Here is a 16,382-nt window from a genome sequence, read left to right as displayed (position 1 = left end):
TCAGGCCTCCTGGGGGTGCTGGCTGTTTCCGGTTTTCCGGTCTTCTAGCAGGTTGTCGGGCGGATCGAAGGTCTTGGTTGTGCGAAGGACCGGAAACAGCCGGCTCCACACCGCGACGGTGACAAGCGCACCCGCGCCGCCGACGACGATCGCGGCGACCGGTCCCATCAGATAGGCGAGGCTGCCGGAGAACGCATCGCCGCCTTCGTTCGATGCGCTGATCGTCATCATGCTGACGGACGAGACGCGCCCGCGCTTGTCGTCCGGCGTGTGCAGCTGGATCAACGACTGGCGGACATAGACGCTGAACATGTCCGACGCGCCGATGATGAACAGCATCGCGAGGCTCAGCGGCAGGCTGGTCGACAGGCCGAAGACGATTGTGGCGAGGCCGAAGACAGCAACCGCTCCGAGCATCTTCGGGCCGACCTGCGTGCGCAGCGGACGGAAGGAGAAGACAATCGCGGTGACCAATGCTCCCGCCGGTGTGGCCGATGCGAGCATGGCAAGCCCGTTCTCGTCGGTCTGGATGATGTCGCGGGCGAACACGGGTATGAGCGCGTTGGCACCGGCCAGGAAAACCGCAAACAGATCGAGCGTGATGGCGCTCAGGACCATCCTGTTCTGGCCGACATATCTGAGCCCGTCGACGATCGCACCGATCGGTCGCTGGTCCTTGCGCATGGCCGGTTGCGGTACCTTGCCGATCGTCAGCAATGCCGCCGCCGAAATGGCGAAGAGCACTGCCGAGAGGGCGTAGGGCAGGGCAGGGTCGAAGGCGTAGGGAATGGCACCGATGGCGGGTCCTACCAGCGCGCCGACCTGCCAGGAAATCGAGGATAGGGCGATTGCAGTAGGCAGCAGGGCTTTGGGCACGAGGTTGGGCGCAAGCGATGACAGGGCAGGCCCGGCAAACCCGCGCGCGATACCGAGTGCGATTGCGATCACGAACAGCAGCTGCAGCGATATCGCGTCATTCCAGCTGAACCAGGCGAGCGTGGCAGCGCAGACCAGCTGCAGAATGACAGTCAGCAGGCCGAGCATGCGCCGGTCGAACCGGTCGGCGGCGAGCCCCGAGAACGGAGTAAGCAAGAACAGCGGCAGGAATTGCAGCAGACCGATGATTGCCAGCGTGCCCGATCCCTCGGCGATGTTCATCCCGCTGTCGCGCGCCAGATTGTAGGCCTGCCAGCCGATCACCAGCAGCATCGCATACTGCGCCAGCGTCATGGTCAACCGCGCCAGCCAATAGGCGCGGAAGTTGTGGATCTGGATCGGATGTGTGGGCGCGGGGTCAGTCACACCTTCGCCCATGACAGTCGCACAGCGCGCTGCCAAGCCAGCGAATGTATCGCTGCGGCTAGTCTAGCTTGGGATCAGCGCGGGCGGCGCAGGCGTGGATTGGGTTGCAGCGTGTCGATAATCGAGACGAAGTCGTCGATCCGGATGATGCGTTCAAACTGGAAGCCGGCGCGATTCTCGCGCGTCCAGATGACGTAGGCCTCGATCCGTCCGACAATCGGCAGGCGGATGATCACGCGATCGCCGCGATTGAGATTGGCGGCATCGTCGACCATGAAGCCGTGCGCCGACAGGTTCGAGACGTGAAGGTTCATGTCGCCATGCACGTGGTGCTCGGCGATGACCGGGAAATCGACCGGATGACGCGCCGCGCGGCGCATATCGGTTACACTCAGATTGGCTCCGGCAGACACAGTCTCCGACCCTCCTATTATTATCGAGCGGAGTCCCTAATGCGGGAGAAAGGCTGATATTTGGTAAAGCGCCCGGGACAGGCTGCCTGCCCCGCTGCGGTCGGAGGTTCGCAGCGCGCGACGGGCGTGCGCAACCGTGCCTGGGGCGCGGCGAAACGAGACAGCCGGCAGCTAGCGCGCCACCATGCCGTGCTTCTTCTTGCCGAGGCTGAGCTTGAGGCTTTCGCCTTCGCCGGGAGCGACCACGAATCCGGGATCGCTGACGGTCTCGCCATCCAGCTTGACCGCGCCCTCGGCAAGCTTGCGCTTGGCCTCGCCATTGGAAGCGGTGAAGCCGATTTCGGTCAGCACCGCTCCGATCCGCATCCCGTCGGGGCCGACGGCGAGAGTGGGAAGGTCTTCACCCGCACCGCCCAAGGCAAAGGTCTCGCGCGCGGTCGCTTCCGCGGCGATGGCCGCGTCGTCGCCGCGCACCAGTTTCGTCACCTCGTTGGCCAACACCACCTTGGCATCGTTGATCTGCGCGCCTTCGAGCGCTTCGAGTCGGGCGATCTCTTCCAGCGGCAGGTCGGTGAACAGGCGCAGGAACCGGCCGACGTCGCGATCATCGGTGTTGCGCCAATATTGCCAGAAATCGTAGGCGGGCAGCTGGTCTTCATTGAGCCACACGGCACCCGCTGCGGTCTTGCCCATCTTGGCACCGTCTGCGGTTGTCAACAGCGGCGTGGTCAGCCCGAACAGTTCATGCCCTTCCATGCGGCGACCCAGTTCCATGCCGTTGACGATATTGCCCCACTGATCCGAGCCCCCCATCTGCAAGCGGCAGTCATAGCGGCGCGCAAGCTCGAGGAAATCGTAGGCCTGCAGGATCATGTAGTTGAATTCGAGGAAGGTCAGCGGCTGTTCGCGATCGAGCCGCAGCCGCACGGAATCGAAGGTCAGCATGCGGTTGATCGTGAAATGCGGTCCGACATCGCGCAGCAAATCGATATAGCCGAGTTCTGACAGCCATTCGTCGTTGTTGACCATGATCGCGTCGGTCGGGCCGTCTCCGAAGGTCAGCAGCCGCTCGAACACGGCGCGGATCGTGGCGATGTTGGCGTCGATGATCTCGGGAGTGAGGAGCTTGCGGCTCTCGTCCTTGCCCGACGGGTCGCCGATCTTGGTCGTCCCGCCGCCCATCACGACAATCGGCTTGTGTCCGGTCTGCTGCAGGCGCCGCAGCATCATGATCTGCACGAGGCTGCCGACATGCAGGCTCGGTGCGGTTGCATCGAAGCCGATATAGCCGGGCACGATCTGCCTGGCGGCGAGCTGATCGAGCGCGCCGGGATCGGTAACCTGGTGGATGTAGCCGCGCTCGTCGAGCATGCGCAGCAGGTCGGATTGGTAGCTTTGTGACATGGTGCGCGGCGCTTAACAGCGCTGGGGAGGCGGGGGAAGTGGGTTGCTCACCGCATTCCCCTCGGCAATAGGGGCAACATGCAACCTTTGATGCTTCACCAGACCTGCGATCTCGGGCCGATCAAGGCTGTGACCGCTTCCATCACCGCCACGTCTTCGGGCTGCGATGCGGAGTTCCGCTTCGAAGGCAATGTCGGCGCGATCAAGCTGCCTGAACCCGGCCCTTCGATGCGGACCGACGATCTTTGGAAGACCAGCTGTTTCGAAATCTTCTGGCAGCCCATCGGTGGTACGTATTACCGCGAATTCAACCTTTCGCCCTCGGGCCGCTGGGCGGCCTACGATTTCGACTCGTTTCGCGAGGGAATGCGCGATGCGCCGGTCGATGCGATTGCGCTGTCGTGCTCGCACAACGATCAAGGACTGGTTCTGAAGGCCAGCATCGCTGCCGAGTTACCCGCGCCTGCGCAGGTAGCGCTCAACGGGATTGTCGAGCATGCCGATGGCGGCATGCAGTTCTGGGCGCTCGCCTTCCCGCCGGGCAAGCCGGAGTTTCACAGCGAAGCCTGCCGCCAGTTGATCGTCGAAAGATAGAAGCGCTCCAAACTGCCGTTTCGTCGCGCAGGTTCATTCCGATAAATCGCCGCGTGGTCCGCATTCCACTGACATTTCGGGATAGGCGAATTTGCAGTGCCGCTGAGACATTTTGGTGACGCGTGCATGTCCGCCGCCCAATGCCCCTTTGCTTTGGTAAACGTCGAACAACCCCCTGTAGACATGCTTCATGGTCCGGGGTTTCGAAGTTTCTTTCTTGATTCGTGCGATGATGGCCTTTCCGTTTGAATCCGTCCGCATGTGCAGGTGGCTCAAGCGTCTCTGCATTATACGATAACCCTTGGCGAACCCCTCCGTGGTGATTCCCGGTACGTTTTCGGCCTTCAGTTCCCGGTTGCCCCGCACCTTGTGGAATGCGAAGTCTACCAGACCATAGGCCATGCCTTTCATTGCATCCGCTTCGATAAGAGCATTTTTCGGATCGCCAAGCGCAGAAGAGATATCTCCTATCGAAGGGGTCGGTACCGTGACGCTTCCTTTGGCAAAGGATCGCAGTGCCTTGGCGAACTGAAACCCAACCTTGAGGGCGTTCATCCAGTTCGGCTTAGGCTCATGCCCTACAATGACCCATGTCGTCGCCTTGATCTCATCGACCGTCATCGGGACCAGTCCGGTGACGACGTCGTCACCGAATTCGTAGACCGGATCTTTGGAAGTCGGCGGAACCGTGATCCCGGAGGACCGGTTCATGATGAATTCCGTATGAGGCCCGACCCAGCCATCTACGGTCAGCCCTCCATGAGCAGGCCCAATCTTGCGTTGATAAGTGCGCACCGCCGCGTGATCAGTAGCTTTTGCCCACGGGCCCGCGCCCACAGGCGTCCCCGGCAGCTCTTTGGTCACAACCTTTCGTATCCAGTCACAATATTCAACGACGAGGATGTTTGCCTTGATCAGGTGGTCCTGGGTTCGCTTATCGACCTCACCATTGTCGGGTATGCCTTCGTATGCTTGAAACCCTTTGACGGCCAGGATGTACTCCTTGTTCTTGAGTCCATCCTGCGCCATCTCCGTCCCGGCCAATCGGTTCACAGAGCGCTTCACCCAATTGATGTAGTCTGATGGCGGAACGAGAACCATACACCTCTCCCAAGCAGGTTCTTACGGGCCCATAGCACCGCAATCTGCCGAAAACGTGGCGCTGCTCACGCCTCGTCCGGGCGATCTCTGAAGGGGGCGTTGAGTCGCATGATCTTCCAGTTGAGCAGGAACGCGAAGCTCACCCAGGCAAGATACGGAACGTTGAGCCATCCGGCGAGCGGCGAGTAGGCAGGCAGAACGACGCACAACGAGAGAACCGACAGCCACAGGAAAAAATTCTCGACTAGTGCCCAGTCGGGCCGCTTGGCCTTGAAGAACAACGGCGACCAGGCGAGGTGGAGGATAAAGTTCACGGCGAACAGTGCGCCCACGATTGTCTTGTCGCTCGGCGATGGCGCACCCCTCCACGCAAGGTACAGGCTCCAGCCCGACAGGGCGAGGATCACCGTCCATGCGGGGCCGAACAGCCAGTCGGGCGGTTGCCAGCTCGGTTTGCGCAAATCGTGGTACCAGTCGCCGATCTCGGTCAGAAAACCGCCTGCGCCACCGAGGATGATAGCCCAGCCGGCGGCGACAAGTGCGATGGTCCAGTCCATGTCAGCCGTTATAGGGAACGGCGGCGCAAATGCCATTGCCTTTGCCGCGCGGCTGCTCCAACCGGATGGCCATGAAGTTGGGAATCGATCGCCTGCTCGCTGACCAGGACCTGCTGAGTGAACTCGCCGGCAAACGGGTCGCGCTGGTGGCGCACCCCGCCAGCGTGACCGACGACCTGACGCACAGCCTCGATGCGCTGATCGCGACGGGAGTGAATGTCACCAGCGCTTTCGGTCCGCAGCACGGGTTGAAGGGCGACAAGCAGGACAACATGGTCGAGACCGTCGACGAGCTTGATCCGGTCTACAACATCCCGGTGTTCTCGCTCTACGGTGAGGTCCGCCGCCCGACCGGACAGATGATGTCGAGCGCAGACGTGTTCCTGTTCGACCTGCAGGATCTCGGCTGCCGCATCTACACCTTCGTCACGACGCTGCTGTACCTGCTGGAAGAAGCAGCAAAATACGGCAAGGAAGTGTGGGTGCTCGACAGACCCAATCCTGCCGGTCGCCCGGTAGAGGGAACCATGCTCGTGCCAGGGCAGGAAAGCTTCGTGGGGGCCGCACCGATGCCGATGCGGCACGGGCTGACCATGGGCGAAATGGGGCACTGGTTCATCGCGCATTTCGGGCTCGATCTCGAATACCGGGTTGTGGCGATGGAAGGCTGGGAGCCCGACGGAGACGGGTTTGGCTGGCCGACCTCGCGGATCTGGATCAACCCCTCTCCCAATGCGGCAAGCGTCAACATGGCGCGGTGCTACGCCGGAACGGTGATGCTCGAAGGCACAACTCTGTCCGAAGGGCGGGGGACGACGCGCCCGCTGGAGGTGCTGACCGGCGCGCCCGATATCGACGCGAAGGCCGTGCTGGCCGGAATGCACAGGCTCGCGCCGGACTGGATGAAGGGGCGGCGATCCGCGAATGCTGGTTCGAGCCAACTTTTCACAAGCACTCAGGAACACTCTGCAACGCGTTGATGATCCACGCAGAAGGTACGCACTACACGCACGGGGAATTCAGACCGTGGCGAATGCAGGCGCTGGCCTTCAAGGCTATCCGGCGGCTGTATCCATCGTATCAGCTGTGGCGTGATTTTGCCTATGAATATGAGCTTGAACGGCGCGCGATCGACGTCATCAACGGCGGGCCGTCGCTGCGCGAATGGGTTGACGATCCGCTCGCATCCCCGGACGATCTCGATGCGCTGGCATCGCATGACGAAGCGGCGTGGATCGCCGAGGTGCGCCAGCACCTGCTGTATTGAGATCAGTCGCCGCCTGATTGTTCGGACTGGTTTTCCGGGATCGATGCGAACTGCCCGAAATAGCTGCCGCCGAACACGGCGAGGGCGGCCAGCGCGCCGAGTAGGATCAGTGCCAGGATGATGTTGCCGACGGTTTGCTCGCCGGCCTCGGCATCGTCATCGTCATCGTATTCGGCGCCTTCGTCGAACCCGTATTCCTCGTCCGCTTCGTCGAGCCATTCGTCGCGTTCGTCAGGTTCCGCGACCGGGTCCGGAACCGGCGCGGGATCTGGCTCGGGCGGCGGTCGATACAGTGTGTTGAAATCCGCGTTGGGCACCACGATCGTCTTGTCCGCGTGCTCTGGCCAGCTGTCCGGTGGAGCGGCGCCCTGTCGTATGTCTTCCACCCGCATCATCACGTCTTCGGTCGATCGCAGGCGCTGGTCGGGGTGCAACGCCAGCATATCCGCCAGCAGCGGCCGCAGCGCAGGATCGGCAGCGGCGAGATCGATCGGTTCGTGCCGCTTGCGGATCGCCGCGCCGGGAGTGTGCCCCATGTCGATTTCCTCGCCCCCGGCCAGTCCGAGGACGACCAGCGCCAGGCTGTAGATGTCGGTCCACGGCCCGATCTCGTATTCGGGCTCGCCAAGCTGTTCGGGAGCGACGAAATTGAGCTTTCCGGCGAACCCCGTGCCGACGATGGTCTCGCGGTCGCGCGTGTCCTTGACGATGCCGAAATCGATGATCTTGGGACGGTCGATATCGCCGTCTTCGAGCAGGATGTTGTCAGGCGCCAGATCGCGATGGATCACCCCTTCCTTGTGGGCGGCACGCAGCCCGATACAGATTTCGGTCAGCAGGGTGAGCAAATCCTCGCAGGTGAACCGCTTCCCCTCCCTGATCAGCTGTTCGAGGCTTGGCCCGTCGATGAATTCGGTGACCACGAAGCCGACATCGAGATCGGGATCGTGCGCGAAGGTGCGATACGAGACGACGCGCGGGTTGGTGATCCGCACCATGGCCCGCACTTCCTTGCTGAACATCTCGCGCACCAACTCATCGTGCAATTGTTCGGCGCGAATCATCTTGATCGCCACCCGGTCCTCTTCGATGAAGGTGTTGGTGGCGAGGAAGACCTTGCCCATGCCGCCTTCGCCGATCGCCTCTTCGATCCGGTAATTGTTGTTGAGGATCGTACCGGGTTCGAGCCGGGCCGGCGCGGCGCGCGAAGTGCTTGGCTTTTCGGTCATATCTTGCCCACCCCGTGCGGCAATATGGCAGGCGATCGACGGGGGCGCCAGCCTTACTCGCCGGGCTTTCGGGCGGGGATCAGCTGCGAACCCTCCATCGGACGGGGTAATTGCCGGATATCGTCCGGGTCGCCCTTCATCATCATCACCGAACAGCCATCCTGCCGGCGATCGACCGCGTAGATCAGATACGGCCTGTCGGGCGCAGCAGGCTCGCGGTCGAGCAGCGGCAGACCTGCGGCTGCGCGGGCGCGATGGATGCGATCGCGGCAATCCTCCGCGCGGACCCGCTTCAGCAGATCGGCAAGCCTTGACGAAATGGCTGCGTCGGAACTCGGCGCCAATGTCGGCGGCGGATTGGAAGAGCGACTTTCGGCCGGGTCCACGTCGCCTTTGGCACCGATGAGTCCGATGGCCAGTACGGTTAGAATGACCGCTTTCATCGCCGCGCTCCTCTGGTCTGAAGTTCTCTAGTGTCCCTGCTTCCTGCTCAATTCACGCATCGCATCGTCGAGGCCGTCCAGCGTCAGCGGGTACATCCGGTCGCCGACCAGTTGCTTCAGCATCTTGGTAGACTGCGAATAGCCCCATTGCTTTTCGGGCACGGGATTGAGCCATACGGTCGCAGGATAGGTGTTGGCCACGCGCTGCATCCACACCGCGCCCGCTTCCTCGTTCATATGCTCGACACTGCCGCCCGGGTGGGTGATTTCGTAAGGGCTCATCGCGGCATCGCCGACGAAGATCACCTTGTAATCGTGGCCATATTTGTGGAGCACGTCCCAGGTCTTGGTGCGTTCCTGCCAGCGGCGGCGATTGTCCTTCCACACGCCTTCGTACAGGCAATTGTGGAAGTAGAAGAATTCGAGGTTCTTGAATTCGGCTGTGGCGGCGCTGAACAGCTCTTCGACCAGCTTGATGAACGGATCCATCGAGCCGCCGACATCGAGAAACAGCAGCAGCTTCACCGCATTGTGCCGCTCGGGCCGCATGTGGATGTCGAGCCAGCCCTGCTTGGCCGTGCCGTCGATCGTCGCATCCAGATCGAGCTCGTCCGCCGCGCCCTCGCGGGCGAACCGGCGCAGGCGGCGCAGCGCCATCTTGATGTTGCGGGTGCCGAGCTCCTTGGTGTTGTCGAGGTTCTTGAACTCGCGCTTTTCCCAGACCTTGATCGCGCGCTTGTGCTTGCTTTCGCCGCCGATCCGGACGCCTTCGGGGTTGTAGCCCGAATTGCCGAACGGCGAGGTGCCGCCGGTGCCGATCCACTTGTTGCCGCCCTGGTGGCGCTTTTCCTGTTCCTCGAGCCGCTTTTTCAGCGTCTCCATGATCTCGTCCCAGTCGCCGAGCTTCTCGATTGCGGCCATTTCCTCCTCGGTGAGGAATTTCTCGGCCACCGCCTTCAGCCAGTCTTCCGGGATATCGACCGGGTTTTGCCCGTAATCGGACATGATCCCCTTGAACACCTTGTGGAACACCTGGTCGAAGCGGTCGAGCAAACCTTCGTCCTTCACGAAGGTCGCGCGCGAGAGGTAGTAGAACGCTTCGGGCGTCTGCTCGATCACGTCCCGGTCGAGCGCCTCGAGCAGCGTCAGGTGTTCCTTGAAGCTCGCCGGAATCCCGGCTTCGCGCAGTTCGTCGACGAAGTTGAAAAACATGAAGGCGGATGTAGCCGCGACCGGGTCCGCTTTCCAGCCCTGTTGACGCGGCGCAGCACGCGCACGGTTTAAGGCTTCGCTAACCATCCCGGATTACTGCCGATCGCAACAACAGGGGCCGCAGAAATGAAACCGATCGCAATCGATACCGGCAGCGCAACCGCACTCGACAAGATCCCCGAAAGTTGCGGTGCAGTCACCGTCGGATGCACCGATGTTGCCGGGGTGGTCGAAGCGGTCATCAGATCCTCTGAACGGCTGCGGGCCGAGCACGAGGCCTTGCGCGGGACGGTGAGCGCGCTCGAAGCCGATCAGGTCAAGGTCTCCGAAGCGAGCGACGAAGCGCGGCTGCTGTCCGAACGCGCGATCGAGCGGTTGGGCGAGGGGACCTCGCTGATCCAGTCGTCGCTCGCACAGATCAATTCGGTGCTCGAACTGGTCGATGCGCTGGGCCAGCACGTCACCAGCTTTTCCGCCGCCATCGAGCAGGTGCGCCGCAGCGCGCTGGATATCGACAATATCGCCGAAACCACCAACATCCTCGCGCTCAACGCCACGATCGAGGCGATGCGTGCGGGCGATGCCGGGAGGACGTTTGCGGTGGTAGCCAGCGAAGTGAAGAGCCTCGCTAACGATACGCGCAAGGCGACCGAGGAAATCACCCTGACGGTCGAGGCGCTGGGCGAGGAGGCGAGCGTGGTCATTGGCCGGATCGAAGCCGGTGCAGGGGCCAGCGGCGAGGCGAAGACATCGGTCGCGCGGATCGAGAACACCATTGCGAGCGTTGGTGAGCTGGTCGAGGAAGTCGACAAGCAGAACGACGTGATCGCGCGCTCGACCGGAACGATCAGCGGGCACGTCGACGGGGTGCAGCGCGTGCTCACCAGCTACGATGCCGCCGCGCGCGAAAACGAGGATCAGCTGCAGGGCGCCCACAAACGCATGGGCGAGCTGGAAATGACCGCGAGCGAAATGTTCGACCGGATCGTGCAGGCAGGTCTCAGCCCTGAAGACAGCGCGATGGTCCAGCGGGCTCAGGCGATCGCGGACGAGATCGCTACGCTCACGGAAAGCCAGATCGCGGACGGGAAGCTCGACGAGCACGCGCTGTTCGATCAGGAATACAGGCAGGTCGAAGGAAGCAACCCGCCCTTGTTTCGCACACGCCTTTCGGACTGGTCGGATGCCAACTGGCGTCCGTTTCTCGACCGGACCCGAAGCGATGACAGCAGGGTAATCGCCGCCGCCTGTACCGACATGAAGGGCTTTCTGCCGACGCATCTCGAGGAATTCTCGCGCAGGCCCACGGGCGATCAGACTCATGACACCCAATACTGCCGCAACGGACGGATCATCCTCGAGGCGATCGACCGCAAGGCCAAGGAAAGCAGCGCACCCTACATGATGGCGGTGTATCGGCAGGAGGGGAACGGCAAGGACTATCGCGTCGTCCGCAACGTGTATGTGCCCTTGTTCGTGAATGGTCGCCGCTGGGGCGACTTCGAGCTGGCCTACAGCTTCGACAATTGATCGCCTTCGTCGTCGGGCAGCAGTTCCGCTTCGGCAAAGGCATTGAAACGTGCAAGCGCGACAAGCGCGCCAGCGATGGCGTCGTGGTCGGAACCGTCGGCCCGCGTAACGAATGCCGCTGCCAGTTCATCCTTCAAGTGCAGGAAGTTGCGGAACGAAACGCCCGCCGCGTGTGATGCCGACCTGACTTCGCCGCGCAGGCGCACCGCCCGCTCGATGGTTTCGCGCGATCGCTCGAGAGATTTCTGCCCGGCTTCGAGTTCGCGCAGCGGGACACATCGAAAACGCTCGCAGATGGCTGGACGACCGGTTGCGAACAGGCTGCAGGCCGTTCCATCGAGGCAGGCGCAGCGTTGCAGGAAGAACGCCCTGCCGTCGCTTTCGGCACAATCGAGGCCGCGGCGCTGCCATGTTTCGGCGGAGGCCCGTTCGATTTCTCCGCGCGCGAACAGGCTGCCATCGCAGCACAATCCGCACGACAGGCACAGTTGCGCAGAATCGCCGGGCTGGGTGGCCCGGCGTTCAGGCATCAGCTGGGATTGCGGCGCGCCATGAAGGCGAGCCGTTCGAACAGCATCACGTCCTGCTCGTTCTTGAGCAGCGCACCGTGCAGAGGCGGGATCGCGCTGTTGGGGTTGCTGTCCTGCAGCACTTCGAGCGGCATGTCCTCGTTAAGCAGCAGCTTGAGCCAGTCGAGCAGCTCGCTGGTCGAGGGTTTCTTCTTGAGGCCCGGCACTTCCCGCAATTCGTAGAAAATATCCATCGCCTTCTTCACCAGCGTTTTCTGGATGCCGGGATAGTGGACGTCGATGATCTCCTGCATCGTCTCGCGATCGGGAAACTTAATGTAGTGGAAGAAGCAACGGCGCAGAAATGCGTCGGGCAGTTCCTTCTCGTTGTTCGAGGTGATCACGACGATCGGGCGTTCCTTCGCCTCGATCCGCTCCCTCGTCTCGTAAACGTCGAAGCTCATTCGATCGAGTTCCTGCAGCAGGTCGTTGGGGAACTCGATATCGGCCTTGTCGATCTCGTCGATCAACAGCACGGGCAGCTGTTCGGACGTGAATGCCTCCCACAGCTTGCCCTTCTTGATGTAGTTGCGGATGTCGTGGACCCGCTCCTCGCCGAGCTGGCCGTCGCGCAGACGCGCGACTGCGTCGTATTCGTAGAGACCCTGCTGCGCTTTCGTGGTCGATTTTACGTTCCACTCGATCAGCGGCGCGCCGATCGCCTGCGCAATCTCATGCGCCAGCACCGTCTTCCCGGTACCGGGCTCGCCCTTGACCAGCAGCGGCCGGCGCAGCGTGACCGCAGCGTTGACCGCGACCTTGAGATCGTCGGTGGCGATATACGAACTGGTGCCTTCGAAACGCTGCTGCTGGTCGGTCATGCGGGTCCTGTGAGTTGATTGCGATTGGCAACTGAATTTGTCGAGCACGCGATAAGGCGCGCGATGCTGCCGCGCAAGGGGGAGGGTGCTGGCAGATTAGCGAGGAAGCGCAATCATTCGCTGAGCGATCGCCTCGAGCGCGGTCGGATCGACCTTCGCTTCGGGATTGTTCCAACCCACCGTCGCGATCCAGTAGGCCCCCTTGGCATCGCGCAGGAGCCAGGTGAGATTGAGCACGCCCGGCTCCGATCCGCCCTTGAACCCGGCATAGTCCCAGCTCTCGCGGAGGGTGTCGGTAAGGCGCGGCTTCACCGCCATGATGTCGCGGGCCGTCGCCCCGTCGGGCCCCGCCAGCCGCCGCAGCAGCCCCGCGAGATCGCGCGGGGAGGCGAACCATTCGATGTCGATCGCACCGGGCGTGTCGGTCGCGAAGGTCCTCTGCACCTTGTCCTGCGACACATCGGCTTCGGTAAGCCCGGCGATGATGCGGCGCTGTCCGGCATCGTCGGCCGCCCGGTAGCTTTCGATCAGTTCATCGCTGACCCCGCGCATCGCGAACAGTTCGCGGGTCTTGAGCAGTGGCACGGTGTTCGATGGCGAGGCGTTGCCGCTGGCGACCAGTTCCGCCTCGATCGCCTCGCGGCCCAGCGTGGCGATGAGCTGATCCGTCGCGGTGTTGTCGCTGATCGAGATCATCAGGGTGGCAAGCGTATGGAGCGTTACCGGAGAACCCTGCGGCCAGTCCTGCATCTGGCCGCTTGGAAACGACTTTTCGGACAGCGCGACAACTTCGTCCCACGCCCGGCTGCCGTCCGCGACCGATCGCGCCAGCGTCGAGAGTACGTAAAGCTTGAAGGTCGAGCCGAGCGCCAGTTGTGTCGTATCGTTGTGCGCGAGGACGGGATCGAATTCGCCGCCGCCGCCGAGCCTGGCGAACAACGCATTGGTGGTGCCGGGCAGGGCCGCGAGATCGGCGCGGATCCTCTCGGCGCTGTCGTCTGCGGCGATGATCGGCTCGACCGAGGTGAACACCAGTTCGCTGATGCGATCATCCTCGGCCGGAAGGATGGCAAGGCCGCCGCGTGCAATCCCGCGCTCGAACCGCACATCCAGCGCGGCCCGAGTGCCGTCTCCGGGATCGAGCCTTTCGACCGCGATTGCCGCACCGAACTGGCTCGTCAGGCTCTGGGCAAAGGCCTTGATCTGTGCGGGCGGGAGGGTCGCGAGAAACGAAGCGCTGAAGACCTGTTCGGGTTCGATATCGCCATTGATGACATCGACCACCTGCCGGCTGCGCAGTTCGATCGCGCTGGGAGCGGGGTCGGTCTCGCGATCCGTTTCCTGCGCAGACGAAGGTCCAGCGGTCCCCAGCGCCAGAAGTATCGCGATCAGCAGGGTGGCGACTATTCGCATCGAAATTCTCCTATTTGTCAGCACTGTAAGCCACAAGGGATGAGGCGGAAAGCCGGACCGGCGCAATTTTTCCGCATGCGCAGGCGAAAGGCCTGTTGCAAGGCCGGCCGAAGGTGCATGCTCCAACGGTTGCACATTCAGGCGGGAGATTGAATATGCCGATGGAGACACTCGCGATCGCGGCTGCCGGCGGTCACACGCTCGAAGGTTCGCTCGAAATGCCAACCGGGCTCGTGCGCGGCGCGGCGGTGTTTGCGCATTGTTTCACATGCACGAAGCAGAGCAAGGCCGCGATCAGCGTTTCGCGCGCACTGGCGAGGCAAGGCATCGCCTGTCTGCGGTTCGACTTTACCGGGCTTGGCAGGAGCGAAGGCGATTTCGGCCGCGCCGGCTTCGCCGCCGACATTGCGGATCTCGTTTCGGTTGCGGAGATCTTGACCGCTCGCTTTGACAGTCAGTTGCTGCTGATTGGCCACAGTCTCGGAGGGGCAGCCGTACTTGCGGCGGCGCACGAGCTCGGCAGCAAGACAGTCGCCGCCGTCGCGACGATCGGGGCGCCTTCGGACGTTCCGCATGTGCTGCACATCATCAAGGGCGATCACGAGGCGATCAAGCGCGACGGGGAAGGGCCCGTCACCATCGGCGGCCAGACGTTTTCGGTCAGCCGGGAGTTTCTGGAGCGGACCGAATCCGTCGATCTGCTGGAGCTGGTGAAGCAATTGCGCCTGCCATACCTCGCGCTGCATTCCCCGACCGACGAGATCGTGGGGGTGGAACACGCCAGCGCGCTGTTCGGCGCGGCCTATCACCCGAAAAGCTTCGTGAGTCTCGCCGGAGCCGATCACCTCCTGACCAATGCTGCGGACGCGGAGTTTGCAGCGAGCATGATCGCCAGTTGGGCGCACCGATACCTGCCGCTGCGCGCGGACTGGCCGATGCCGGAAGACGGCGTGGTGGTGCAGACCGGGCACGGCAAGTTCGGCACCGAAGTGCACACCGTCTCGCACCGCTTCGTCGCCGACGAGCCGCGCTCCTTTGGCGGCGACGACACCGGGCCGACACCCTACGATTTGCTGCTCGCCGCGCTCGGCACCTGCACCGCGATGACGATGAAGATGTATGCCGATCGCAAGCAATGGCCGATGGACGGCACACGCATCCATCTCACCCATGAGCGCAACCATGCCGAGGATTGCGGGCATGTTCTGGCCGCCGAAGAGGAAGCCATGCCAGCGCAGGCATTGTACCGTGCGATCGAACTGATCGGCGACGACCTGACCGACGATCAGCGCCAGCGGATCATCGAGATTGCCGACAAATGCCCGGTCCACCGCACGCTCGAAGGGCACCTGCATATCCATACCGAGACCGCCGGATAGACGCGTGTCGCCTCACATGATCGGATCGCAGGGCGCTCCGTCGAAATCCATGCTTGGGTCGATGACGAAGCCCGTCGCACCGGCTTCGTCGAAAATGGCGCTTCGATAGGCCGGTGCGGCCTCGTCGCGCAGGAAGGCGCGCAGGTCTTCGCGCACCTGGCAGCTCTTCAGGAAATCGTTGTGTCGCAGCAGGCCCTTGGCATCCGACGGGCCGGTGTCGACGATCGCCAGTCCGTCGCGCGGTGCGGTCAGATGGCAGGACCCGTCATCGCCCAGCGCGCGCCGTGCGAACACGACATCGTGCTTGCAGCTGGTCGATCCCAGGCGGGAATAGCCGTTGACGTTGCGCGAGGCGCGCAGCGCATTGTCCCTGGCCGACGCGTAGATCACCATCCTGCGATCGTGCTTGAGTACCTGGTCGACGATACCGCCGGGACGCAGGGCTTGATGCCGGTCGAGGTCGGGCGAAGCCAGCACGATCCTCCGGATCGCGACGGGCCGGGCGAGGGGATCGCTCTCGATCGCGATGGCAGCGTTGGTGAGCGCCTGCGCCCCGAGCGAGTGCGACACCAGCGTGATGTCGTTCGACATCCGTGTGAACCGCGCAATCTGGCGGGTAATCTCGTCTTGCGCCCATTCGATGCTGGCGCGATCGCTGAAATAGGCGCTGGCCGAACCGCGCGAGGGCCAGTGCAGCATGACCAGCGGAACATCGTCTCCGGCGAGGCGGCGAAGCTCGGCGGCATCCATATGCGCCTCGTCGAATTCCGTCGCGTAGCCATGGATGAAGACGATCAGCCGCCCCTGCGCCTCCGGCCGGTCGATCGCCTGCTGGAGCGCGGCGAGCCAGCGCGTTTCGGAATGCCGGGCAAGGACGGGATCGCCGGGTTCGTCGGCGAGATACTGGTACGTTCCGGTGCCGAAGGTCGGTTCGGTGTGACGAAACAGCTGCATGACGAATTGCGGCCCGCCACAATCGGGGATTGCGGTGGAATGGAAGAACGACAGCTGGTGCGCCTCGTCTTGCGGCAACGCCACTTCGGAATCGGTGCAGTTGCGGGTCAGGGGCAGCGGATCGGGCGGCTGTATCGCGCAGGCCGAAAGTGCCAGCGCAGCGAGTATCAAGGCGAGGAATCGATGGGCGGGCT

At 62.9% G+C, this 16,382-nt stretch carries 15 protein-coding genes and 1 pseudogene; 4 read left to right on the top strand and 12 right to left on the bottom strand.

The genetic code is table 11. From position 1 onward, the window contains the following. From KDC96_RS05045 to tyrS, 3 genes are all read right to left on the bottom strand, one after another. On the bottom strand, positions 1–1,314 hold the full coding sequence (locus KDC96_RS05045) for an MFS transporter (protein WP_212452419.1): 1,314 nt from the start codon (positions 1,312–1,314) through the stop codon (positions 1–3). 62 nt (positions 1,315–1,376) lie between these two features. Continuing rightward, entirely contained in the window at positions 1,377–1,715 is a 339-nt protein-coding gene (locus tag KDC96_RS05040) for a PilZ domain-containing protein (RefSeq protein ID WP_212451214.1), read from the bottom strand. A gap of 171 nt (positions 1,716–1,886) precedes the next feature. Further along, entirely contained in the window at positions 1,887–3,119 is a 1,233-nt protein-coding gene (tyrS, locus tag KDC96_RS05035; protein ID WP_212451213.1) for a tyrosine--tRNA ligase, read from the bottom strand. A 78-nt stretch (positions 3,120–3,197) separates the two neighbouring features. On the opposite strand from tyrS, the gene KDC96_RS05030 reads away from it, so the two are divergent. Further along, positions 3,198–3,713 (top strand): hypothetical protein, encoded by a 516-nt coding sequence (locus KDC96_RS05030; protein ID WP_212451212.1) that lies wholly within the window; start codon positions 3,198–3,200, stop codon positions 3,711–3,713. Positions 3,714–3,746: 33 nt separating this feature from the next. On the opposite strand, the gene KDC96_RS05025 is transcribed toward KDC96_RS05030, so the two are convergent. Beyond that, complete coding sequence (locus tag KDC96_RS05025) at positions 3,747–4,814, bottom strand: peptidoglycan-binding protein (RefSeq protein WP_212451211.1); 1,068 nt, start codon at positions 4,812–4,814, stop codon at positions 3,747–3,749. A 65-nt stretch (positions 4,815–4,879) separates the two neighbouring features. Continuing rightward, positions 4,880–5,371 (bottom strand): TspO/MBR family protein, encoded by a 492-nt coding sequence (locus KDC96_RS05020; RefSeq protein ID WP_212451210.1) that lies wholly within the window; start codon positions 5,369–5,371, stop codon positions 4,880–4,882. Positions 5,372–5,442: 71 nt separating this feature from the next. Here KDC96_RS05020 and KDC96_RS05015 point away from each other — a divergent pair. Next, positions 5,443–6,638, top strand: a pseudogene (locus KDC96_RS05015) (exo-beta-N-acetylmuramidase NamZ domain-containing protein). A gap of 2 nt (positions 6,639–6,640) precedes the next feature. On the opposite strand, the gene KDC96_RS05010 reads toward KDC96_RS05015, so the two are convergent. Genes KDC96_RS05010 through KDC96_RS05000 form a run of 3 tightly spaced genes read right to left on the bottom strand, consistent with a single transcriptional unit; the run spans position 6,641 to position 9,522 of the window. Next, positions 6,641–7,867, bottom strand: a complete 1,227-nt coding sequence (locus KDC96_RS05010; protein ID WP_212451209.1) for a serine/threonine-protein kinase — start codon at positions 7,865–7,867, stop codon at positions 6,641–6,643. Between the two features lie 53 nt (positions 7,868–7,920). Beyond that, the gene (locus KDC96_RS05005) at positions 7,921–8,310 is read right to left on the bottom strand and encodes a hypothetical protein (RefSeq protein WP_212451207.1); all 390 of its coding nucleotides are present in this window, start codon (positions 8,308–8,310) and stop codon (positions 7,921–7,923) included. A 27-nt stretch (positions 8,311–8,337) separates the two neighbouring features. Then, positions 8,338–9,522: a VWA domain-containing protein gene (locus KDC96_RS05000; RefSeq protein ID WP_212451205.1), complete on the bottom strand. Its 1,185-nt coding sequence runs from the start codon at positions 9,520–9,522 to the stop codon at positions 8,338–8,340. A 126-nt stretch (positions 9,523–9,648) separates the two neighbouring features. Between KDC96_RS05000 and KDC96_RS04995 the strand changes: the two genes are divergently transcribed. Next, positions 9,649–11,052 carry a methyl-accepting chemotaxis protein gene (locus KDC96_RS04995; RefSeq protein WP_212451203.1) on the top strand — a complete coding sequence of 468 codons (1,404 nt, stop codon included), beginning with the start codon at positions 9,649–9,651 and terminating at the stop codon, positions 11,050–11,052. Here KDC96_RS04995 and KDC96_RS04990 read toward each other — a convergent pair. The 3 genes from KDC96_RS04990 to KDC96_RS04980 all read right to left on the bottom strand — a co-directional run bounded on the left by KDC96_RS04990 (position 11,034) and on the right by KDC96_RS04980 (position 13,855). Then, a complete protein-coding gene (locus KDC96_RS04990; protein WP_212451201.1) occupies positions 11,034–11,582 on the bottom strand; it encodes a hypothetical protein in 549 nt (182 codons plus the stop codon). The two genes, KDC96_RS04995 and KDC96_RS04990, sit on opposite strands and share 19 nt — an antisense overlap. Beyond that, entirely contained in the window at positions 11,582–12,442 is an 861-nt protein-coding gene (locus KDC96_RS04985; RefSeq protein ID WP_212451199.1) for a MoxR family ATPase, read from the bottom strand. Before KDC96_RS04985 ends, KDC96_RS04990 begins: the two co-directional genes overlap by 1 nt. A gap of 96 nt (positions 12,443–12,538) precedes the next feature. Beyond that, complete coding sequence (locus KDC96_RS04980; RefSeq protein WP_212451197.1) at positions 12,539–13,855, bottom strand: serine hydrolase; 1,317 nt, start codon at positions 13,853–13,855, stop codon at positions 12,539–12,541. Positions 13,856–14,010: 155 nt separating this feature from the next. Here KDC96_RS04980 and KDC96_RS04975 point away from each other — a divergent pair, with 155 nt between their 5' ends. Next, positions 14,011–15,234, top strand: coding sequence for an alpha/beta fold hydrolase (locus KDC96_RS04975; protein WP_212451195.1), 1,224 nt, complete (start codon positions 14,011–14,013; stop codon positions 15,232–15,234). A 12-nt stretch (positions 15,235–15,246) separates the two neighbouring features. On the opposite strand, the gene KDC96_RS04970 is transcribed toward KDC96_RS04975, so the two are convergent. Further along, complete coding sequence (locus KDC96_RS04970; RefSeq protein WP_212451193.1) at positions 15,247–16,359, bottom strand: alpha/beta fold hydrolase; 1,113 nt, start codon at positions 16,357–16,359, stop codon at positions 15,247–15,249. Positions 16,360–16,382 lie beyond the last annotated feature (23 nt).

The sequence above is a fragment of the Erythrobacter sp. JK5 genome, from assembly GCF_018205975.1.
GTDB lineage: Bacteria > Pseudomonadota > Alphaproteobacteria > Sphingomonadales > Sphingomonadaceae > Erythrobacter.
This window is presented reverse-complemented; position numbering and strand designations above follow the sequence as displayed.

What these genes read in the sequence shown, in the direction of transcription:
- KDC96_RS05045 (WP_212452419.1), bottom strand. Translation starts at nt 1,314, where the DNA reads ATGGGCGAAGGTGTGACTGACCCCGCGCCCACACATCCGATCCAGATC.
- tyrS (WP_212451213.1), bottom strand. Translation starts at nt 3,119, where the DNA reads ATGTCACAAAGCTACCAATCCGACCTGCTGCGCATGCTCGACGAGCGC.
- KDC96_RS05030 (WP_212451212.1), top strand. Translation starts at nt 3,198, where the DNA reads ATGCAACCTTTGATGCTTCACCAGACCTGCGATCTCGGGCCGATCAAG.
- KDC96_RS05025 (WP_212451211.1), bottom strand. Translation starts at nt 4,814, where the DNA reads ATGGTTCTCGTTCCGCCATCAGACTACATCAATTGGGTGAAGCGCTCT.
- KDC96_RS05020 (WP_212451210.1), bottom strand. Translation starts at nt 5,371, where the DNA reads ATGGACTGGACCATCGCACTTGTCGCCGCCGGCTGGGCTATCATCCTC.
- KDC96_RS05010 (WP_212451209.1), bottom strand. Translation starts at nt 7,867, where the DNA reads ATGACCGAAAAGCCAAGCACTTCGCGCGCCGCGCCGGCCCGGCTCGAA.
- KDC96_RS05005 (WP_212451207.1), bottom strand. Translation starts at nt 8,310, where the DNA reads ATGAAAGCGGTCATTCTAACCGTACTGGCCATCGGACTCATCGGTGCC.
- KDC96_RS05000 (WP_212451205.1), bottom strand. Translation starts at nt 9,522, where the DNA reads ATGTTTTTCAACTTCGTCGACGAACTGCGCGAAGCCGGGATTCCGGCG.
- KDC96_RS04995 (WP_212451203.1), top strand. Translation starts at nt 9,649, where the DNA reads ATGAAACCGATCGCAATCGATACCGGCAGCGCAACCGCACTCGACAAG.
- KDC96_RS04990 (WP_212451201.1), bottom strand. Translation starts at nt 11,582, where the DNA reads ATGCCTGAACGCCGGGCCACCCAGCCCGGCGATTCTGCGCAACTGTGC.
- KDC96_RS04985 (WP_212451199.1), bottom strand. Translation starts at nt 12,442, where the DNA reads ATGACCGACCAGCAGCAGCGTTTCGAAGGCACCAGTTCGTATATCGCC.
- KDC96_RS04980 (WP_212451197.1), bottom strand. Translation starts at nt 13,855, where the DNA reads ATGCGAATAGTCGCCACCCTGCTGATCGCGATACTTCTGGCGCTGGGG.
- KDC96_RS04975 (WP_212451195.1), top strand. Translation starts at nt 14,011, where the DNA reads ATGCCGATGGAGACACTCGCGATCGCGGCTGCCGGCGGTCACACGCTC.